General features: G+C 70.6%; 19 protein-coding genes. 12 read left to right on the forward strand and 7 right to left on the reverse strand.

The annotated features are described in order from the left end of the window. Positions 1-87: 87 nt before the first annotated feature. Genes ACFYR3_RS42355 through ACFYR3_RS42365 form a run of 3 tightly spaced genes read right to left on the reverse strand, consistent with a single transcriptional unit; the run spans position 88 to position 2,407 of the window. Positions 88-948, reverse strand: coding sequence for an ABC transporter ATP-binding protein (locus ACFYR3_RS42355; protein ID WP_356784647.1), 861 nt, complete (start codon positions 946-948; stop codon positions 88-90). Further along, complete coding sequence (locus tag ACFYR3_RS42360) at positions 945-1,820, reverse strand: zf-HC2 domain-containing protein (RefSeq protein WP_355841423.1); 876 nt, start codon at positions 1,818-1,820, stop codon at positions 945-947. The genes ACFYR3_RS42355 and ACFYR3_RS42360 overlap by 4 nt, the downstream gene beginning before the upstream one ends. A 44-nt stretch (positions 1,821-1,864) precedes the next feature. Beyond that, entirely contained in the window at positions 1,865-2,407 is a 543-nt protein-coding gene (locus tag ACFYR3_RS42365; RefSeq protein WP_261702099.1) for an RNA polymerase sigma factor, read from the reverse strand. 202 nt (positions 2,408-2,609) lie between these two features. Between ACFYR3_RS42365 and ACFYR3_RS42370 the strand changes: the two genes are divergently transcribed. From ACFYR3_RS42370 to pstB, 11 genes are all read left to right on the forward strand, one after another. Next, positions 2,610-2,996, forward strand: a complete 387-nt coding sequence (locus tag ACFYR3_RS42370; RefSeq protein ID WP_389287613.1) for a GntR family transcriptional regulator — start codon at positions 2,610-2,612, stop codon at positions 2,994-2,996. Beyond that, positions 2,993-3,916 (forward strand): ABC transporter ATP-binding protein, encoded by a 924-nt coding sequence (locus ACFYR3_RS42375; RefSeq protein WP_355841067.1) that lies wholly within the window; start codon positions 2,993-2,995, stop codon positions 3,914-3,916. The genes ACFYR3_RS42370 and ACFYR3_RS42375 overlap by 4 nt, the downstream gene beginning before the upstream one ends. After that, positions 3,913-4,866, forward strand: coding sequence for a hypothetical protein (locus tag ACFYR3_RS42380; RefSeq protein ID WP_389287590.1), 954 nt, complete (start codon positions 3,913-3,915; stop codon positions 4,864-4,866). The genes ACFYR3_RS42375 and ACFYR3_RS42380 overlap by 4 nt, the downstream gene beginning before the upstream one ends. Next, positions 4,863-5,834: a hypothetical protein gene (locus tag ACFYR3_RS42385; protein ID WP_355841063.1), complete on the forward strand. Its 972-nt coding sequence runs from the start codon at positions 4,863-4,865 to the stop codon at positions 5,832-5,834. The genes ACFYR3_RS42380 and ACFYR3_RS42385 overlap by 4 nt, the downstream gene beginning before the upstream one ends. Positions 5,835-6,150: 316 nt before the next feature. After that, the gene (locus ACFYR3_RS42390) at positions 6,151-8,382 is read left to right on the forward strand and encodes an RNA degradosome polyphosphate kinase (RefSeq protein ID WP_355841061.1); all 2,232 of its coding nucleotides are present in this window, start codon (positions 6,151-6,153) and stop codon (positions 8,380-8,382) included. After that, positions 8,363-9,436 (forward strand): CHAD domain-containing protein, encoded by a 1,074-nt coding sequence (locus tag ACFYR3_RS42395; protein ID WP_389287592.1) that lies wholly within the window; start codon positions 8,363-8,365, stop codon positions 9,434-9,436. The genes ACFYR3_RS42390 and ACFYR3_RS42395 overlap by 20 nt, the downstream gene beginning before the upstream one ends. 10 nt (positions 9,437-9,446) lie before the next feature. Next, complete coding sequence (locus ACFYR3_RS42400) at positions 9,447-9,860, forward strand: NUDIX hydrolase (protein WP_355841059.1); 414 nt, start codon at positions 9,447-9,449, stop codon at positions 9,858-9,860. A 495-nt stretch (positions 9,861-10,355) separates the two neighbouring features. Continuing rightward, the gene (gene pstS / locus ACFYR3_RS42405) at positions 10,356-11,489 is read left to right on the forward strand and encodes a phosphate ABC transporter substrate-binding protein PstS (protein ID WP_389287595.1); all 1,134 of its coding nucleotides are present in this window, start codon (positions 10,356-10,358) and stop codon (positions 11,487-11,489) included. A 100-nt stretch (positions 11,490-11,589) separates the two neighbouring features. After that, complete coding sequence (gene pstC / locus ACFYR3_RS42410; RefSeq protein ID WP_389287615.1) at positions 11,590-12,597, forward strand: phosphate ABC transporter permease subunit PstC; 1,008 nt, start codon at positions 11,590-11,592, stop codon at positions 12,595-12,597. Continuing rightward, positions 12,594-13,652 carry a phosphate ABC transporter permease PstA gene (pstA, locus tag ACFYR3_RS42415; RefSeq protein ID WP_389287596.1) on the forward strand — a complete coding sequence of 353 codons (1,059 nt, stop codon included), beginning with the start codon at positions 12,594-12,596 and terminating at the stop codon, positions 13,650-13,652. Before pstC ends, pstA begins: the two co-directional genes overlap by 4 nt. A 48-nt stretch (positions 13,653-13,700) precedes the next feature. After that, positions 13,701-14,477 carry a phosphate ABC transporter ATP-binding protein PstB gene (pstB, locus tag ACFYR3_RS42420; RefSeq protein WP_355841054.1) on the forward strand — a complete coding sequence of 259 codons (777 nt, stop codon included), beginning with the start codon at positions 13,701-13,703 and terminating at the stop codon, positions 14,475-14,477. An 841-nt stretch (positions 14,478-15,318) separates the two neighbouring features. Here the strand turns inward: pstB and ACFYR3_RS42425 are convergent. Continuing rightward, positions 15,319-16,317: an inorganic phosphate transporter gene (locus ACFYR3_RS42425; RefSeq protein WP_355841052.1), complete on the reverse strand. Its 999-nt coding sequence runs from the start codon at positions 16,315-16,317 to the stop codon at positions 15,319-15,321. A 7-nt stretch (positions 16,318-16,324) separates the two neighbouring features. Then, positions 16,325-16,945: a DUF47 family protein gene (locus tag ACFYR3_RS42430; RefSeq protein WP_355841050.1), complete on the reverse strand. Its 621-nt coding sequence runs from the start codon at positions 16,943-16,945 to the stop codon at positions 16,325-16,327. Positions 16,946-17,183: 238 nt separating this feature from the next. Between ACFYR3_RS42430 and ACFYR3_RS42435 the strand changes: the two genes are divergently transcribed. Further along, complete coding sequence (locus tag ACFYR3_RS42435) at positions 17,184-17,540, forward strand: metal-sensitive transcriptional regulator (protein WP_355841048.1); 357 nt, start codon at positions 17,184-17,186, stop codon at positions 17,538-17,540. 46 nt (positions 17,541-17,586) lie between these two features. On the opposite strand, the gene ACFYR3_RS42440 is transcribed toward ACFYR3_RS42435, so the two are convergent. Further along, positions 17,587-17,778, reverse strand: coding sequence for a hypothetical protein (locus ACFYR3_RS42440; protein WP_355841046.1), 192 nt, complete (start codon positions 17,776-17,778; stop codon positions 17,587-17,589). A gap of 130 nt (positions 17,779-17,908) precedes the next feature. Then, positions 17,909-18,742: a hypothetical protein gene (locus ACFYR3_RS42445; protein ID WP_355841045.1), complete on the reverse strand. Its 834-nt coding sequence runs from the start codon at positions 18,740-18,742 to the stop codon at positions 17,909-17,911. Between the last annotated feature and the right edge of the window lie 904 nt (positions 18,743-19,646).

A 19,646-nucleotide genomic window follows, 5' to 3' on the forward strand; every position in this document is an offset into this window, starting at 1 on the left:
CTACGACCCCGCCATCCACCAAGCCAACGGCAAGGTCAGCGCAGCCGCTGAGGAACCCTTGGCGGCATAGAGGTTGACTCAGGAAACTCATGCCGCGACCTCCGCGGTCTCGCCGTCGAGAGTGAGCAAGTAGCCGTCCTCCAGCGTTGGTTCGAGAAGTTCGGCGCCCTCGGGCGGATCGCCGACATTGCGGAAGGCGCCCGTGCCCGTACGCCATCCGGCTCGGGCGGCCGGATCGCGCTCCGTGCTGCTCCACACCCGGCCGGCCGCTCGATCGGTCAGCTCGGCCGGGGTGCCCTCGAAGCGGATGCGGCCGCCGGCCATGACGATCACTTGGTGGCAGAGCATCGCGACGTCCTCGGTCTGATGGGTGGAGAGCAGGACGGTGCGTCCTTCTCCCGCTTGGGCGATCAGCTCCCGGAAGCGCATGCGCTGTTCGGGGTCGAGGCCGACGGTCGGCTCGTCGAGGACGAGGAAGCCGGGGTCGCCGACGAGCGCGGCGGCCAGCGCGACCCGCTGGCGCATACCGCCGGACAGCCGCTTGATGCGCTTGCCGCGCACATCGGACAGGTCGACGGCCTCCAGCACCCGGCGCACCTCGCGGTGCCGGGCGGTGCGGTCGGTCAGTTCCTTGAGGATCGCCACGTAGTCGACGAACTCGAAGGCAGAGAAGTCCTGGTGGAACCCGGGTGTCTGCGGCAGGTAGCCCAGCGCGCGCCGCACTTCGAGGCGTCCGGCGGTGGTGCCCGGGTCGTGTCCGAGGACCGTGAAGGAGCCCCGGTCGGCGGGCACGGCGGTGGCGAGCACCCGCAACAGGGTGGTCTTTCCGGCGCCGTTGGGCCCGAGGAGTCCGGTGACTCCCGCTCCGAGGCGGACGGAGACGTCGTCGAGTGCGAGCGTCCCGCCGAAGCGGAGGGTCAGGCCGGAGGCGGAGACGGTGGGGATCATGCGGCATTCCTGTCGGTGAAGTCGGTGAGCGGGAGGCGGGACGCGTCGAACCGGTCCCGCGCGAGGTAGAGGAGTCCGGCTGCCAGTACCGCGACGGCCCCGGAGACGCCCTGTCCGGCCGCCGTGAACGGGGCGAGCGTGGCGTCGGACTCCGTGGTCGCCCGTGCCACGGCCAGCAGGGCGACCCAGCCGCCGCCGACCAGGGAGGGGGCGAGGACGGGACCGAGCCGGGAGGTGAGCGCGAGTCCGGTCGCGGTGAGGGCGAGGGCGGGCAGCAGCCAGGCCAGGGCACGCAGTCCGTAGGAAGGGATGGCGAGGGTCGCGAGGCCGTTGACCCCGAGGCCCACGGTGAGTACCGCGACGGTGCGGATCATCAGGAGCCGGAAGCCGTGCAGGGGAGAGACGACCGCCATCTCGTAGGTCGGGTCGAGCGCCGGGCCGTAGGACACGGCGACCCCGGCGAGCGGGAGCAGCGGCGCGAGGGCCAGGAAGAGGGTGGGCGTGGCTCCGGACTGGACCGCGTTGGCCGCGGCCACGGTCATGACCAGGAGGGCGACGATCGCGCCCAGCCAGGAGCGGCGCAGGGCGGGTGCGGCGGCGAGCAGCCGCGCCGTGTGGTCGGCGACGCCGAGCCGGACGAGCAGCCACTCGACCGGGCCCGGTCGCGGGGCGTCGAGCTCGGCGTCCAGCCGCTCCCACCCGGCGTCGAGTGCGACCGGGTCGCTCATCGCGGAAAGCGTCTCCCGGCATTTCGCGCACGTGGCGAGGTGGGTGTCGGCGGACCACAGACGGGGCGGCACCAACTCGCCCTGCGCATAGGCCCGAAGGTCCTCCTCCGGCACATGCCAGGTCGTACGGCTGTCACCGCTCATGTCACCGCTCATGTCGGTGCCATCGCTTGTGCGACGGTCGTCGCTCATGCCAACGCCTCCCGCAACTGCTTGCGCGCACGAAGTGCCCGCGTCTTGACCGTGCCCGGCGGAATACCGAGCAGGACGGCCGCTTCCCTGGTGCTGAGCCCGTCGATCACCGTGGCCTGGAGAACCGCCCGGAGTTCGGGCGAGAGTCTGGTCAGCGCGCCCGCCAGGTCGCCGTGTTCGACGCCTGCCAGCACGCGCTCCTCCGCCGAGGCCTCGTCGCGGTGCCGGAGCCGGGCCAGCGCGTGCCGGAGCCGACCGCGCGCGCCGTCGCCGCGCATCGTGTCGACGAGGCGCCGCGAGCCGATGCGCCACAGCCAGCCGGCCGGGTCGCCCTCCTCGCGGTAGCGGGCGGTGCCGCGCCAGACCGCGAGGAAGGTCTCCTGGACGACATCGTCGACGATCCCGGCGTCGGCGCACCGGCCGCGCAGCCGCGCGGTCAGCCATGGCGCATACCGCCGGTACAGCTCTTCGAAGGCGCGACGGTCCCCGTCCGCTGCGATGGCCCGCAGCAGCTCTCCGTCGCTTCTCGTTTCCCTCACATCCCCTCATCGGACGAGCCCCGCCGATCGGTTCACACATCGGCCAAGAAATTTCCGGACGCCGCTTCCGAACACCCTGCGTGCCTGGCAGGCGGCCTGATTCTCCGCCGGAGCAACACCCTCCGCTTGTCCGCGACTTGACGGCGACCCACCTCTTCCACCACCCTTTCACTACTCAATTAGTGAAAGGGTGGTTGTCCGAGTGGTCGCGTACCGCATCGACCGGCGCAGCGGCGTCGCCACCTACGTCCAGATCGTCCAGCAGACGAAGCAGGCACTGCGCCTCGGTCTGCTCGAACCGGGCGACAAACTCCCCACGGCCCGCGAGGTCGTGGAAGCCACCGCCATCAATCCGAACACCGTCCTGAAGGCCTACCGCGAGCTGGAGCGCGAGGGTCTGGTCGAGGCCAGGCGCGGCCTCGGCACCTTCGTCCGCAGAACGCTCGGCGCCGCCACGGCGGACTCGCCCCTGCGCGAAGAGCTCGACGCCTGGGCCCGGAGCGCCCGCGCGGCGGGCCTCGACCGCGAGGACGTGGCAGCGCTGTTCGGCTCCGTACTGGACGCACATTTCCCGAAGGGGGACCAGTGAGTTCCACCCGCACCACCCGACCCACCGTCGCCATCGAGGCGCACGGTCTCACCGTGCGCTACGGCCGGCGCTCCGCAGCGGCCCTGGACGACTGCTCCTTCCGCCTCCCGGCCGGACGGATCAGCGCCCTCGTCGGCCCCAACGGCGCGGGCAAGTCGACGCTATTGGCGGCGGCGGCCGGACTCCTGCGGCCCGCCGCCGGCACGCTCACCGTGCTCGGCGCCACCCCGGGCGAGGCACGCGAGAGCATCGCCTACCTCTCCCAGAACAAACCCCTGCACCCCCAGCTCACGATCGCCGAGACCCTGCGGCTGGGCGCCGAACTCAACCCGGCCCGCTGGGACGCCTCGTACGCCGCCGCGATCGTGGAACAGGGCTCGCTCGACCCCGGGACCAGGGTCAGGAGGCTGTCCGGCGGCCAGCGGACCCGCGTGGCACTCGCCCTCGCGCTGGGCAAGCGGCCCGACCTGATGCTGCTGGACGAGCCGATGGCCGACCTGGACCCGCTGGCCCGTCATGAACTGCTGGGCACCCTGATGGCGGACGCCGCCGAGCGGGGGACCACGGTGCTGATGTCCTCGCACATCGTGGCCGAACTCGCCGACGCCTGTGATCACCTGCTGCTCCTGGGAGGCGGCCGCATCCGGCTCGGCGGCGGCCTGGACGACCTGCTCCTCGCGCACACCCTGGTGACCGGCCGCGGCACCCCCACCGACCTCGCCCCGCACCTCGTCGTCGAGTCCCGCGCCACCGGCCGCGGCCTCACCGCCCTGATACGCAACGACGGGCCGGTGGACGACCACTGGCAGGCCGAGCGGCCGTCCCTGGAGGAACTGCTCCTCGCCCATCTGCGCTCCCCCTCCGCCCCGGCGCTCCTCACGCCCGGCACGACCGCGACCCCCGAGACGGTGACCCGATGAGCGCCACCACCCTTACGTCCCCCCTGCGCCGCGCCCTGCCCGGGCCCCGCGGCCTGGTCTGGACGGTCCTTCGGCTGCACCGCACCGCCCTGTGGATCTGGACCGGCTTCGTGGTGGTCACCGCCGGCCTGATGCTGTGGCTGTACGGCCCCAGAGCCGGCCATACGCAGCGTCTGCTCGACACGTTCGGCTACGCGGGCGTGCAACACGACGCCTGGGCCGTCGGGATTCCGGACTTCCCTTTCTCGTCCCCTTACAACGATCTCTTCTACACCCCGGCCCTCCTGCTCGACGTCGCCTCGTTCACCGTCGCCGTCTTCGCGGGCGGCTCGCTGATCGCCCGCGAGCTGGAGAACGGAACCGCCCGGCTGGCCTGGACCCAGTCCGTCACCCCCGCCCGCTGGCTCGCCGCCAAACTGGCGGTTCCGGCGCTGTTCATCACCGTGGGAACGGGCCTGCTGGTCGCGCTGTACCGAATGCTCTGGTCGGCCCACAGCAATCTCCTGCTGGCCGGCATCGGGCCGCGCGCCCTGTACTTCTCCCTCGGCCCGGGCACTGTCGCCGCACCGCTCCTCGGTCTGGCCGTCGGCGCTCTCGCTGGTCTCGTGCTGCGCCGCACCCTGCCCGCCCTCGCCGTCGCCGGTATCGCACAGAGCGCGGTCATCGCGTTCCGCGCCAACTCCTGGCCTTTCCAGGGCAGTTACCAACAGCCCGAGCTGGCCGTCCGAAGCCGGGCGATCACCTCCACGGGTGCGGAGATCCCCGACCCCGACTGCGCCTACAGTCACGCGTGCCTCGCACGGCACCACGTCGTCGGCTTCACCCGCACGTACCTCCCCTCCCCCGACTACTGGCCCCGCCAGCTCCTGGAGACGGGCGTCCTGCTGGCCGCTGCCGCGATCCTCGTCGCCGTCGCTTTCGGCGTCCTGGGGAGGACGTCCACCTCATGAGCGCCCCGACCCTGCGCCGCCCGTCCGGCCTGACCTGGACCGTGCTGCGCCTGCACCGCACGGCCCTGTACGCCTGGGGCGCCGCCCTGCTCACCCTCGTGGCGGCCCTGATCTGGATGCACGCCATCGGTCCCGACGCCCGCGAGGCCGTCGGCGACTGCGACGCGTCGGACTTCCTGGCGGACTGCGGAATCATCCGGGAGACCACGGCGGACAAGATCTACAGCTACGGTCTCGACCTCGCCGCCATCGGGCTCACGTATCTGATGTACCCGGTCGCGGTCTGGGCGGGTGCCGCGCTGATCGGCCGTGAGCTGGAGAGCGGCACCGCGCTGCTGGCCTGGACCCAGTCCGTCACCCCGGCGCGCTGGCTGGCCGCCAAGCTCGCCGTCCCGGCGGTCCTGCTCACGGCGGCCATCACACCGGCGGTCGTACTCAGCGACTGGGCACGTCGTGCCGGGAACGGGGACCTGACCGGCGGCTGGTTCAACACCAACGTCTACATCTCCACCGGCCCGGTCGCCGTCGCGTACGCCCTCGCGGGTCTCGCCCTCGGCGCGCTCGCGGGCCTGGTCCTGCGCAGGGCCCTGCCCGCCGCCGCGGTCGCCCTCGCCGCGGCGTACGTCCTGCACGAGGTGCTCGACAGGTTCCGGATGAGCCTGTGGCCTGCCGAGACGACCACCGGACGGGCCGCACTCCAGTTCCCGCACGGCGCCCTGGTCCTCGAACACGGTGCCGTCACCGGCGACGGCGAGAGGCTGAGCACCAACATGGCCTGCGTCGGAACCGACAGCGCCGCCGCCCTCGGGAAATGTGTGGAGCGGACGGGGCTCACCGATTTCTGGACGACTTATCAGCCGGAGTCGCACTTCTGGCTTCTCCAGCTCGTGGAGAGCGGCCTGCTGCTGGCCGTCGCGGGGCTGGCGACCGCCGCCGCCTTCGCTCTGCTGCGCCGCCGTACTCCGTAACCCGCGGTATCCCCAGCAGGCACGCACCTCACGGGGGTGGGTGCGTACACGGCTCCCGGGCGTGCAGACGTCCGGGAGCCGCCCCCCGATAGCCCGCACGTCATGTCGCCGTAACCATCGATTCAGGTGACCTTGCGACGCTCAAGGAATGCAGCCTGCCGTGCCCGAGCCTTCTCCCTCGTCGGAGAACGAGTCCTCTCCGTCTACGGGGAGTGAGCGTACGCCAGCCATGCGGAACGGGAATTTCCGCATCGGCGCGCTGGCGCCCGCCCTCTCCGACGCGCCGGTCTCGCCCTCGGCACGGAAGAATGGGTCCATGAACCAGCGAAGCGCCCAGGCACCCGTGCAGCACCCGCAGCCCTCCGTCGGCTCCATCGCCGCGCATCGTCCGCACACCGTCGCGGCCAACGTCTCCGACCTGGAGCCCGACCTCGACGCCGACCTCGACGAGTACGAGGACACGGTGCAGGACGGGATCATGCTGCCGCAAGGCCGGTTCCTGGACCGGGAGCGCAGCTGGCTGGCGTTCAACGAGCGCGTTCTGGAACTCGCCGAGGACCCGAACACGCCCCTTCTGGAGCGCGCGAACTTCCTGGCGATCTTCGCCAGCAACCTGGACGAGTTCTTCATGGTCCGGGTGGCCGGCCTGAAGCGCCGCATCGCCACCGGGGTCGCCACCAAGTCCGCGTCGGGCCTCCAGCCCCGCGAGGTCCTGGAGATGATCTGGGCCCGCTCCCGCGAACTCATGGCCCGGCACGCGGCCTGCTACCAGGAGGACGTCGCCCCCGCGCTCGCGGAGGAGGGCATCCACCTGGTCCGCTGGAGCGAGCTGACCGAGAAGGAGCAGGCCCGCCTGTTCACTCTCTTCCGGCACCAGATCTTCCCGGTCCTGACCCCGCTGGCGGTCGACCCCGCGCACCCCTTCCCGTACATCTCGGGCCTGTCCCTGAACCTCGCCGTCGTCGTACGGAACCCGGTCAGCGGCCACCGCCACTTCGCGCGCGTCAAGGTCCCGCCCCTGCTCTCCCGTTTCCTGGAGGCCTCCCCGAACCGCTACGTCCCCATCGAGGACGTGATCGCGGCCCATCTGGAGGAGCTCTTCCCCGGCATGGAGGTGTTGGAGCACCACACCTTCCGGCTCACCCGGAACGAGGACCTGGAGGTCGAGGAGGACGACGCCGAGAACCTGCTCCAGGCTCTGGAGAAGGAGCTCATGCGGCGCCGCTTCGGCCCGCCGGTGCGCCTGGAGGTCGAGGAGTCCATCGATCGGTACGTCCTCGATCTCCTCGTACGCGAACTGAAGATCTCCGAGGCCGAGGTGTACCCGCTGCCGGGTCCCCTGGACCTCACCGGCCTCTTCGGCATCGGCGCCCTGGACCGGCCCGAGCTGAAGTACGCCAAGTTCATCGCCGGCACCCACCGCGACCTCGCGGAGGTCGAGTCGGCGTCCCCGCCCGACATCTTCGCCGCGCTGCGCGAGCGGGACGTCCTGCTGCACCACCCGTACGACTCGTTCTCCACCTCGGTGCAGGCCTTCCTGGAGCAGGCCGCGGCCGACCCGGACGTGCTCGCCATCAAGCAGACGCTCTACCGGACCTCCGGCGACTCACCGATCGTGGACGCGCTGATAGACGCGGCCGAGTCCGGCAAGCAGGTCCTCGTCCTGGTCGAGATCAAGGCCCGCTTCGACGAGCAGGCGAACATCAAGTGGGCCCGGAAGCTCGAGGAGTCCGGCTGCCACGTGGTGTACGGCCTCGTCGGTCTGAAGACCCACTGCAAGCTGTCGCTCGTGGTCCGGCAGGAGGGCGACACGCTGCGCCGCTACTCCCACGTCGGCACCGGCAACTACCACCCGAAGACCGCCCGGCTGTACGAGGACCTCGGACTGCTCACCGCCGACCCGCAGGTCGGCGCGGACCTCTCCGACCTCTTCAACCGGCTCTCGGGCTACTCGCGCCGCGAGACCTACCGCCGTCTGCTCGTCGCGCCCAAGTCCCTGCGCGACGGCCTGATCGCGCGGATCAACAAGGAAGTCCAGCACCACAACGCCGGGCGTCCGGCCTTCGTCCGCATCAAGGTCAACTCGATGGTGGACGAGGCGCTCATCGACTCGCTGTACCGCGCGTCCCAGGCCGGCGTGCCGGTCGACATATGGGTGCGCGGGATCTGCGCCGTCCGCCCCGGCGTCACGGGCCTGTCCGACAACATACGGGTCCGCTCCGTCCTCGGCCGCTTCCTGGAGCACTCCCGGGTCTTCACCTTCGGCAACGGCGGCGAACCCGAGGTGTGGATCGGCAGCGCCGACATGATGCACCGCAACCTCGACCGGCGGATCGAGGCCCTGGTCAGGGTCACCGACCCGGCTCACCGTGCAGCCCTCAACCGGCTGCTGGAGACCGGCATGTCCGACACCACGGCCTCCTGGCACCTCGGCCCCGACGGCGAGTGGATCCGCCACGCGACCGACGCGGAGGGCCAGCCCCTGCGGAACGTCCAGGAGATGCTCATAGACGCCCGGAGGCGCCGGCGTGGCACAGCAGCACCTTGATCCCCCCACCAGCTCCGTGGCCGGGACGGCCCCCAGGACCCCGGCCCCCCTCGACGAGGGAGGTGCCCCGATCGGTGACGCCCTGGCGGGCTATCTGCGGGCCCAGGCCACGGAGTTCCTCCGCTCGCTGCGCCAGCACCGGGAGACCGGTGCCACGGCGAGCGGGGCCGGGGAGTCCGGCGACGCGGCGCGTTCCCTGCGCCGCTCCGCCCGCCGCATCAGCGGCAGCCTGCACACCTTCCGGCCGCTGCTCGACGCGGACTGGTCGGAGGGGATGCGCCCCGAACTGGCCTGGCTCTCGGGCACCCTGGCGCGCGAGCACGCCTATGCCGCACGCCTGGAGCGGCTGCTCGGCGCGCTGAACCGGCTGTCGGGCACGGCCGCCCTGCCCGCCCAGGCCGGACGGACCCCGGCCGCGGCCCCCAAGGCGGGCCATCTGACCATCGGCGCCGCGAAGGCGGGCGCGCTCCTCGACCGCCAGCTGACGCTCGCCCGCACCCGCGCCCACTCGGCGGCCCTCCAGGCGCTCGGTTCCTCCCGCTTCCACGCCGTCGCCGACAGCGTCGCCGTCCTCGCCAGTGAGGTTCCGCTGGCCCCGGCCGCGGACACCACCGACCTGCGTCCGCTGGCCGCCGCGGCCCAGGACCGGCTGACCGACGCCGTCACCGCGCTGCCGCTGGTCGTGGCGGGCCACCCCTACAACGCGGAGGCCCTCGTGCACGGCCTCTCCGCCGACACCGCTCCCCAGCCGCAGGACGCGCCCTGGCACCAGGTCCGGCTGCTGCTGCGGCTGCACCGCTACGCCAGTGAGGCGCTGCACCAGGGGGAGTGCCCCGTCGACGTACGTCTGCTCGGCGCGGGCAAGGCGCTCAACCGGCACCGGGACGCGGCGGAGGCCGCGTCCGCCGCGGCGTCGGCGGCACGCACCCCGCGCATCGCGCCGGCGACGGCGTACGCGCTCGGTGTGCTGCACGCCGACCAGCGGCACGAGGTGGAGGCGGCGCGGTTCGCCTTCCAGCAGGCCTGGCAGAAGGAAGCCGTACGCACCCCGTGAGGGAGGCCCCATGGCCGACGACACCATCCAAGCGGCGGGCTGCGTCCTGTGGCGCCGCTCCCCGGTCGACTCCGCACTGGAGATCTGCCTGGTCCACCGGCCCAAGTACGACGACTGGTCGCATCCGAAGGGCAAGCTGAAGCGCGGCGAGGGTTTCCTGACCGGCGCGCTGCGCGAGGTGGAGGAGGAGACGGGCTACGACGCCGTCCCCGGCGCCGTCCTCCCCACGCTCCGCTATCTCGTCGCCGGCCGCCCCAAAGAGGTCCGTTACTGGGCCGCCGAGGCCGCCGACGGCCGCTTCGCCCCGAACGACGAGGTCGACCGCGTGCTCTGGGTCTCCCCCACCGCCGCCCGCCACCGCCTCACCCAGCCCCGGGACCGCGACCTCGTGGACGCACTGCTGGACGCGCTGCGACTCGCATGACGTGTTCCCCTGTGTGGGAGGGCGCCGCCCCGGCATCCGGAGCGGAGCCTCGCCACGTGCGGACAGTCCGGCATCCGGAGCGGGCCTTCGCCACGTGCGGACAGCCCGGCGGAGCCACCGACGGGCACTCAGCGTAGCGAGCGCGCCCTTCGCTGGTGCTCATGAGGAAATCGAGGCGAATGAGGCATGACGGGAACATGGGTACCGCGCGACACATCCGCACCCGTTCGATTACCTGGAGTTTCCTTTTTGGCCCCCTCGGCCGGGACACAGCCGTGTCCTCGACGTGAGCGTTCCGTGACCTCACCGCACCGCCGTCAGGGGTTCACCCTCCGTTCACTTACGGCCTTCGGCGCCTTCACCTGATCTGCCTAATTTCGGCCTTACACGGTGCGAAGGACGCCCCAGGGCGAACCCTTCCCATCGCTACGGACCGCATTACGCAGACATCGCACGCCGCCACACAGACGGCGGCTCCTGGAAGGAACTCCCGAAGTGAAGCTTCAGCGCATGAACCGGCGTGCCCTCACCCTCGGTGCTCTCGCCGTCTCCGGCGCCCTGGCCCTCACGGCGTGCGGCTCTGACGACACCGGCACCAAGTCCAACGGTGGCGGCAGCTCGGCCTCGGCCAGCAACACCGGCTCCATCAAGTGCGACAACGCCAAGGGACAGCTGCAGGCCTCCGGCTCCTCCGCGCAGAAGAACGCGATCGACGCCTGGGTGAAGGCCTACACGGCCGCCTGCAAGGACGTTCAGATCAACTACAACCCGACCGGCTCGGGCGCCGGTGTCACGGCGTTCACCCAGGGTCAGACCGCGTTCGCCGGTTCGGACTCGGCCCTCAAGCCCGAGGACGCCACGGCCGCCAAGAAGACCTGTGGCGGCAACGCCGCGATCGACCTGCCCATGGTCGGTGGCCCCATCGCGGTCGGCTTCAACGTCCCCGGTGTCGACAACCTGGTCCTGGACTCCTCGACGATCGCCAAGATCTTCGACGGCAAGATCAAGACGTGGAACGACCCGGCCATCAAGAAGCTGAACCCCACCGCGACGCTCCCCAGCACCAAGATCCAGGCGTTCCACCGCTCGGACGAGTCCGGCACCACGGACAACTTCACCAAGTACCTCATCGCCACCGCCCCGGCGGACTGGAAGTACTCCGGCGGCAAGGCGTGGCAGGCGCAGGGCGGCCAGTCCGCCCAGGGCTCGGCCGGCCTCGCCCAGCAGGTGAAGCAGACCCCCGGCGCCATCTCGTACTTCGAGCTCTCCTACGCCGCTGACGGCATCAAGGCCGCCGACCTCAAGACGGCCGCCGCCGCCCCGGTCAAGGCCACCGTCGAGAACGCCACCAAGGCGATCTCGACCGCCAAGGTCGTCGGCACCGGCAACGACCTGGCCCTCAAGCTCAACTACAAGCCGACCGCCGAGGGTGCCTACCCGCTCACGCTGGTCACCTACGAGATCCTCTGCGAGAAGGGCAACAAGGCCGACACCCTGGCCGCCACCAAGTCCTTCCTGACCTACATCGCGAGCGAGGACGGCCAGAACCAGCTGACCGCCGCCCAGTACGCCCCGATCCCCGCCGAGATCATCACCAAGGTTCGTTCCACCATCTCGAACCTGGGCTGATCCGAGTGTGCGGCCCGCCTCGCCGAGGCGGGCCGCACCGTCCGGTGCACCGCCGCCTGGAGCCGCCACTCGATCCGGCTCCGCAGACCGGAGACTCATGATGGACATATCGACAAAGAACACTGAAGCGCCTCCCCCCGCCCCACGATCTTCGGGTGCCTCGCGGAAGCGCGCCGCCCGCGGCGCCACCCGCCCCGGCGACCGCGTGTTCCTCGCGCTGTCCCGCGGCTCCGGCATCCTCCTCCTGGTGATCATGGCCGCCATCGCGGTCTTCCTCACCTACCGCGCCTCCCTTGCGCTCAGCAAGAACGAGGGCAACTTCCTCACGACGTTCGAGTGGAACACCAACACCATTCCGCCGGTCTTCGGCATCGCGGTGCTGGCCTTCGGCACGGTGGTCTCCGCGATCATCGCCATGGCCCTCGCGGTCCCGGTCGCGGTCGGAATCGCGCTGTTCATCACGCACTACGCGCCGCGCAAGCTCGGCGGGCCCATCGCGTACGTGATCGACCTGCTCGCCGCCGTCCCGTCCATCGTGTACGGCCTGTGGGGCGCGATCGTCCTCGTGCCGCACCTGACCGGCCTGTTCGGCTGGCTCGACCACTACTTCGGCTGGACCGGCATCTTCACGTGGCAGGGCGGAGCACCCCGCTCGATGCTCACCGTCGGCCTCCTGCTCGCGATCATGATCCTTCCGATCGTCACCAACGTGAGCCGTGAGGTCTTCCGCCAGGCGCCGCAGATGCACCAGGAGGCCGCGCTGGCCCTCGGTGCCACGCGCTGGGAGGTCATCCGCATGTCGGTGCTGCCCTTCGGCCGCTCCGGCGTGATCTCCGCCTCGATGCTCGGCCTCGGCCGCGCGCTCGGCGAGACGATGGCCGTCGCCACCGTGCTCTCCCCGACCTTCCAGATCCAGGCCAGCCTGCTCGACCCGGGCGGCGGCACGTTCGCGCAGAACATCGCGAGCAAGTTCAACGAGGCCACGGTGTTCGGCCAGGACGCCCTGATCGCCTCGGGTCTCGTCCTGTTCATCATCACCCTGCTGGTCAACGGTGCGGCGCGCTACATCATCAACCGCCGCAAGGAGTACTCGGGGGCCAACGCATGAGCAACGCACCCGTCACCCGGAAGCACGCCAGCACGCTGCGCGGCAACACCCTCCCCAAGTGGTCCTCCTGGGCCATCGCCGCGGGAGCCGTCGCCGTGGCCGTGGGCATCGGCCTGGGCGCCGGCCTGGACAGCAAGGTCCAGTGGGGCCTGATCGCCGCGATCCTCTTCGTCCTCGGTACGTACGTCATCGCCGCGCGCGTCGAGGGCCGCCGCCAGGCCAAGGACCGCATCGCCACCACCCTGGTGTGGGCCTGCTTCGTCATCGCCGTCATCCCGCTCGCCTCCCTGATCTGGGAGACCATCAAGCGTGGTGCGAAGGCCTTCGACATGTACTTCCTGACCCACTCCATGGGTGTGGTCGCCGACAACGAGCCCGGTGGCGGTATCTACCACGCGCTCCTCGGCACCCTGGAGCAGGTGGGCATCGCGACCCTGATCGCTGTGCCGATCGGCGTGCTCACCGCGATCTACCTCGTCGAGTACGGACGCGGCAAGCTCGCCGGTGCGGTCACCTTCTTCGTCGACGTCATGACGGGCATCCCGTCGATCGTCGCCGGCCTGTTCGTTCTCAGCTTCTGGATCCTGATCCTGGGTATGGGCTACTCCGGCTTCGCCGGCGCGATGGCCCTCGCGATCCTGATGATGCCCGTGGTGGTCCGCTCCACCGAGGAGATGCTCAAGCTCGTCCCGAACGAGCTGCGCGAGGCCTCCCTCGCGCTCGGCATCCCGAAGTGGCGCACCATCATCAAGGTGGTTCTGCCGACGTCCATCGGCGGTATCACCACGGGTGTGATGCTCGCGGTCGCGCGTATCGCCGGCGAGACCGCTCCTGTGCTGCTGTTGGTGTGGGGTACGAACTTCATCAACAACAACCCGTTCGACGGCCCGCAGGCCTCGCTCCCGCTGTACATCTACCGCCAGTACAGCGCCGGAACCGACGTGGCCACCGACCGGGCCTGGGCAGCGGCACTGGCCCTCATCCTCTTCGTCATGATTCTCAACATGGGGGCGCGCGCCATCGCACGCTGGAAGGCCCCCAAGACGGGCCGCTGACGCGGCCGATCAGCGACCCGATCCTTTGCGAAAGAAGCAGTGACTGACATGGCCAAGCGAATCGACGTAAGCGGTCTCACCGCCTACTACAGCGCCCACAAGGCGATCGAAGACATCTCCATGACGGTCGAGCCCCGCTCCGTGACGGCCTTCATCGGCCCCTCCGGCTGCGGCAAGTCGACCTTCCTGCGCACCCTGAACCGCATGCACGAGGTCACCCCCGGTGGCCGCGTCGAGGGCAAGGTGCTGCTTGACGACGAGGACCTGTACGGGAGCGGGATCGACCCCGTCGCCGTGCGCCGCACCATCGGCATGGTCTTCCAGCGCCCCAACCCGTTCCCCACGATGTCGATCTTCGACAACGTGGCGGCGGGCCTGAAGCTCAACGGCTCCTACAAGAAGTCCGAGCTCAGCGACGTCGTCGAGCGGTCCCTCAAGGGCGCGAACCTCTGGAACGAGGTCAAGGACCGGCTGAACAAGCCCGGGTCCGGCCTGTCCGGCGGTCAGCAGCAGCGTCTGTGCATCGCGCGGGCGATCGCGGTGGAGCCTCAGGTCCTTCTCATGGACGAGCCCTGCTCGGCCCTGGACCCGATCTCCACCCTCGCCATCGAGGACCTGATCGGTGAGCTGAAGGAGCGCTTCACGATCGTCATCGTGACGCACAACATGCAGCAGGCCGCCCGCGTCTCCGACCGCACCGCGTTCTTCAACCTCTCCGCGGTCGGCCAGCCCGGCCGCCTCATCGAGATAGACGACACGGAGCGCATCTTCTCCAACCCGTCCGTCCAGGCCACGGAGGACTACATCTCCGGTCGCTTCGGCTGACCGGACCGCCTCCCGAAACCCCTCGCGGTGCTGCATGGCGGTGCCACCGCGAGGACGAAAGGGCCCGCCCCTGGCTCCCGGGGGCGGGCCCGTTCATTTTCCCCCCACCCCCGCTTCCAGGAGCGGGGCCGTTCGGCCTTCCCCCCCACCCCCGGCTTCCTCCGGGCGGACCCGTTCGATTTCCCCCTGCCCCCGGCCCCCCGAGGGCCGGCCCGTTCGGATTCCCCCCGCCCCGGCTCCCGAGGGCAGGCCCCTTCGGTTTCTCCCTGCCCCCGGCTTCCTCCGGGCGGACCCGTTCGGATTCCCCCCGCCCCGGCTCCCGCGGGCAGGCCCGTTCGATTTCCCCCCGCCCCGGCTCCCGAGGACAGGCCCGTTCGATTCCCCCCCCCCGCCCCCGGCCCCCCGAGGGCAGGCCCGTTCGGATTCCCCCCGCCCCCGACTCCTGGGGGCGGGGCCGTTCGTTTCCCGCGTCCCGGAAGCCGGGGCGGACCCCCCGAAGCCATCCGTCCAGGGGCTGCCCCACTCGCGGCCGTCCCGCCCCCGCGATCTCGCGCGCCCGGCGGCATCCAGCCCGTCCGGCGCTTGAGGACGAGGCCGTTCAGGCCGAAGGGGGGTCTGGGGGCGCAGCCCCCGGGGTCGGGAAGGGAAGGGGCGGAGGGGGCGAAAACCCTCGGGCCGAGCTCCCCGAGGACCGCATGATCAAGCCACCGAAGGCCGCCCGCCCTGCCCGCGAAGGCAGGATGCGACCGGCGCCCGCCGCCCGGCGGAGGGAAACAGCAAGGGCCGGCCCTCTCGGAGGACCGGCCCCGACAAACCAGGCGCCGCGGAAGCGATCACGCTCCTACAGGAACGCCAGGTTCACGACCCAGAAGCTGCACGCCGCGACGATCGCGGCGGCCGGCATGGTGATGAACCAGCCGAGGACGATGTTCTTGGCGACACCCCACCGCACGGCGTTCACCCGCTTCGTCGCCCCGACACCCATGATCGCCGAGGTGATGACATGGGTCGTGGAGATCGGCGCCTTGAAGATGTAGGCCGTGGTGAACATGATCGACGCACCGGTCGTCTCGGCGGCGAAGCCCTGCGGCGGATCGAGCTCGATGATCTTCCGCCCGAGCGTCCGCATGATGCGCCAGCCACCCGCGTACGTCCCCAGCGACAGCATCGCTGCGCAGGTGATCTTCACCCAGACCGGGATCGGGTCGTTCGGCCCCTGGACGTCGGCGATGACCAGCGCCATCACCACGACGCCCATCGTCTTCTGGGCGTCCTGAAGACCGTGCCCGAGCGCCATGCCGGCCGCGGACACCGTCTGCGCGATACGGAAACCGCGCTTGGTCTTGTGCGGGTTGGACCGCCGGAACATCCACATGATCGCGGTCATCACGAGATAGCCGACGAGCAGACCGACGATCGGCGAGAGGAACATCGGGATGATGACCTTGTCGAGCAGACCGTTCCAGTAGACCGTCGTGCCACCGGCCAGCGCCGCGCCGACCATGCCGCCGAACAGGGCGTGCGAGGACGAGGACGGCAGACCGAAGTACCAGGTGATCAGGTTCCAGGTGATCGCGCCGATGAGGGCCGCGAAGAGGATGCCCATCCCCTTCGAGCCCTCGGGCGTCTGGATCAGCCCCTCACTGACGGTCTTCGCGACCCCGCTGCCGAGGAACGCGCCGGCGAGGTTCATCACCGCGGCCATGGCGAGCGCGGCCCGCGGCGTCAGGGCGCGCGTCGACACGGAGGTGGCGATGGCGTTCGCCGAGTCGTGGAAGCCGTTCGTGTACGTGAAACCGAGCGCGACGCCAATGGTCACGATCAGAGCGAAGGTGGCCATGAAGGGGTCAGGACTCCTTGACGGCGATGGTCTCCACCGTGTTCGCCACGTGCTCGAACGCGTCGGCCGCTTCTTCCAGCACATCCACGATCTGCTTGAGCTTCAGCACCTCGATGGCGTCGTACTTGCCACTGAAGAGGTGGGCCAGCAGCTTGCGGTGGATCTGGTCCGCCTGGTTCTCCAGACGGTTGACCTCGATCCAGTACTCCGTGAGGTTGTCCATGGTCCGCAGGTTGGGCATGGCCTCGGCGGTCAGCTCCGCGGCCCGCGCCAGCACCTCGATCTGCTGCTCGACGCCCTTGGGCAGTTCCTCCACGTTGTAGAGGACGACCAGGTCGACGGCCTCCTCCATGAAGTCCATGATGTCGTCGAGGGAAGAGGCGAGGTTGTAGATGTCCTCGCGGTCGAAGGGCGTGATGAAGGAGGAATTCAGCTGGTGGAAGATCGCGTGTGTCGCGTCGTCACCAGCGTGCTCCGCGGCCCTCATACGCTCTGCGATCTCGGCCCGAGCGGAAGCGTCCGCCCCGAGCAGTTCCATCAGGAGTTTCGAGCCCGTGACGATGTTGTCCGCGGATGCGGAAAACATGTCGTAGAAGCTCGTCTCCCTGGGGGTCAGACGAAAGCGCACGTTGGGGTCCTCGGGATGCTTCGGTTTCGGTCAGGCTGATGCTAGGCGCATCATCCGGCCACGGCTAATGGGCCGTCCCCCAGTGTCGCCCATCGGGCACAGTGATCGGCACGGGGTCCGGTACCGCCGCCGGGCAAGGGCCCTATACCCAGCAAAGTTCGATACCATATACCCACCAGGGGTATATGTAAGTGGCGTTTCAGACAAGATCGCCGATCGGATCCAGCAGGAGGACGCGATGACGACCACCGAGGCCGGCGCGACGGCGCACTCCGGCGACGCGCAGGAGATCGTGACCGACCACGACCGCGGTATCCACGGCTACCACGAGCAGAAGGACGAGCACCTGAAGCGGCTGCGTCGCATCGAGGGGCAGATCCGCGGCCTCCAGCGGATGGTCGACGAGGACGTCTACTGCATCGACATACTCACCCAGGTGTCCGCCTCCACGAAGGCCCTCCAGTCCTTCGCCCTGCAGCTCCTGGAGGAGCACCTGCGCCACTGCGTCGCGGACGCGGCCCTCAAGGGCGGCGACGAGATCGACGCGAAGGTCGAGGAAGCGACGAAGGCGATCGGCCGCCTGCTCCGCACCTGAGAGAAGCGAGGGGGCGAGAGACAAGGGCTCCCGGAGGCACTGGTGACTAGTCCTCCGCGCCCCGCTGGTCATGGGCACGTTCTTCGGCCACTTTCAGCACCGCGTCGATGCTCTCCAGGCTGAGCCGGTCCTCGTGGGCCGTCGAGGCCGCGATGATCAGCTCGCCGCACAGCTCGATCTCGGCGAGGGCCACGTGGTCCTGAACTGCCGTACCGCCGACCGGAGCCACGTGCGTCACCTCTTCCTGCCGTCACCGACTTCCTAGAGTAGGGAGCGGCCTACGCACCGCGCATGGCACGGAAGGGCCATTTCCGGCCCTCCTGTGAAGCTACGGCTCCGGATGCTCTTGCCCATGTCCCCGGAACCCACTACTCCGCGATCTTCCCGGCGAAGATGTCCGCGGGATCCGGCAGCCGTACGGCGGCGGGGCTGCCGAAGTCGTACAGCAGGAGCGTCGAGGCGACGGCGACGGTGCCCTTCCGCTGTCCGTTGACGAAGCTGAACCGGTGCCGGACCTTGCGCAGCCGCCCCTGGTCGTCGAGGTAGGCGTCGAAGGGCACCTCGGTGGTGGCGAACCCCTTCGCTGCCGCCCTCAGTGCCGGGCGCTGCCCCTGCGAGGCGTCCCGCGCGGCGACGTCGAGGTCGGCGGTCCCGCGATAGTGCCGTACCGGGATCCCGGCGACGTCGGTCTTCCCCACATAGGTCACCGCCCGCGCCCCGCGCAGCAGTTCGGCCGCCGCGTACGGGTCGGTGGCGCCGCCCGTGACCAGGTTCCCGTCCGTGAGACCGGCCGTCGCCACGCGGACCCATTTGTCGGCGGGCACCCCGGCGCCCCGGTTCTTCATGAACAGCGCGCCCGGGGCGAGGAGTTCGGTGATCGGCCGGTGCTCGGCCGCCCCCGCGGGGTCCTGCGGCAGCAGCACCTTCAACCGCCCCGTCTGCTTCCTGAAGTCGTACACACCCTGCCCGCGGATGGTGACCCGGGTGCCGCCCGTGGCCATCTCCATCGACGTACTGGCCTTCGCGCTGCCGGCGCGCTCCAGTGCGGCCACGGCCTGGCGCAGCGTCCGGGCGGTGTCGGTGCCGGCGTGGACGTCCTCCGCGGCCGCCCCGCCGCCCGAGCATCCGGTGCCACAGACCATGAGCCCCGCCGCGACGAGCGCGGCCGCGACCGCCGCCCGTCCCTGCTGCTGCGCCACCATCGTCCACCGACCCCCAGCCGGTCCGTCCCGGGCCTTCCCGTCGTTCCGGTTAACGACGGGTAGGGGCGCCCGTCACGCGACAGGAATCCGTTCACTTGGCTTGGGTAACGTTGTCGGTGTGGAGCATCTGGACGAGACGCACCCTCTCCCCGACCACAGGACGACCACGGTCGAACAAGGCCCCTTCTGCCTGGCCCGCTGCACCTGCGGCTGGCGAGGCCCGGCCCGCCGCGCCAGAAGCCAGGCCCGAACGGACGGAGCGGCCCACACCGGAGCGGTGACCGCCTAGCCCCGCGGATCCCCACGACCGCGCCCCCACGCGGCCCACGCGGCACGCGCCACGCGGCCCACGACCCACGCCACGCGGCACACACTTCACGGTCCACGGCACGCGGTTCACGCCACGCGGCGCACACTTCACGGCACGCGGCACGCGGTTCACGGCACGCGGCTCGCGGCTCGCGGCTCGCGGCACACACTTCACGGCCCACGGTTCACGCCACGCGGTTCACGCCACGCGGCACGCGGTTCACGCCACGCGGCACGCGGTTCGCGCCACGCGGCTCGCGGTTCGCGCCACGCGGCTCGCGGCCTCACTTCACCGCAGCGCCCCGCCTCCGCCCCGCCCCGCCCCGCCTCCGCCCCGTCACGCCTCCGGAGCACCCCGCCCCGCCTCTGCGGCCTCGCCTCGTCTCCGCGCCCCCACCACACCGCAGCGGCCCGATTCGCCTCCGCGGCCTCCCTCCCCACCGCAACCTCACTCCGCTTCCGTGCCCCTTCGCCCCTCCCCCAACCCCACCCCGCCGGGCCCGCCCCGGAGCGGGCGTGCTGGGATGCCCGAATGCTGTAGCGGTTCTGCGACATGTGCACGTGGAACCCCCGGGCCCAGGGGCCCGTCTCGTTC

Source organism: Streptomyces sp. NPDC005784 (assembly GCF_042871525.1).
In the GTDB taxonomy this organism is placed as follows: Bacteria; Actinomycetota; Actinomycetes; order Streptomycetales; family Streptomycetaceae; genus Streptomyces.

Bases quoted from the DNA above. Each gene is read 5' to 3' on its own strand.
- ACFYR3_RS42355 (WP_356784647.1), bottom strand. From the start codon at position 948: ATGATCCCCACCGTCTCCGCCTCCGGCCTGACCCTCCGCTTCGGCGGG.
- ACFYR3_RS42360 (WP_355841423.1), bottom strand. From the start codon at position 1,820: ATGAGCGGTGACAGCCGTACGACCTGGCATGTGCCGGAGGAGGACCTT.
- ACFYR3_RS42380 (WP_389287590.1), top strand. From the start codon at position 3,913: ATGAGCGCCACCACCCTTACGTCCCCCCTGCGCCGCGCCCTGCCCGGG.
- ACFYR3_RS42385 (WP_355841063.1), top strand. From the start codon at position 4,863: ATGAGCGCCCCGACCCTGCGCCGCCCGTCCGGCCTGACCTGGACCGTG.
- ACFYR3_RS42390 (WP_355841061.1), top strand. From the start codon at position 6,151: ATGAACCAGCGAAGCGCCCAGGCACCCGTGCAGCACCCGCAGCCCTCC.
- ACFYR3_RS42400 (WP_355841059.1), top strand. From the start codon at position 9,447: ATGGCCGACGACACCATCCAAGCGGCGGGCTGCGTCCTGTGGCGCCGC.
- pstC (WP_389287615.1), top strand. From the start codon at position 11,590: ATGGACATATCGACAAAGAACACTGAAGCGCCTCCCCCCGCCCCACGA.
- pstA (WP_389287596.1), top strand. From the start codon at position 12,594: ATGAGCAACGCACCCGTCACCCGGAAGCACGCCAGCACGCTGCGCGGC.
- pstB (WP_355841054.1), top strand. From the start codon at position 13,701: ATGGCCAAGCGAATCGACGTAAGCGGTCTCACCGCCTACTACAGCGCC.
- ACFYR3_RS42425 (WP_355841052.1), bottom strand. From the start codon at position 16,317: ATGGCCACCTTCGCTCTGATCGTGACCATTGGCGTCGCGCTCGGTTTC.
- ACFYR3_RS42435 (WP_355841048.1), top strand. From the start codon at position 17,184: ATGACGACCACCGAGGCCGGCGCGACGGCGCACTCCGGCGACGCGCAG.
- ACFYR3_RS42445 (WP_355841045.1), bottom strand. From the start codon at position 18,742: ATGGTGGCGCAGCAGCAGGGACGGGCGGCGGTCGCGGCCGCGCTCGTC.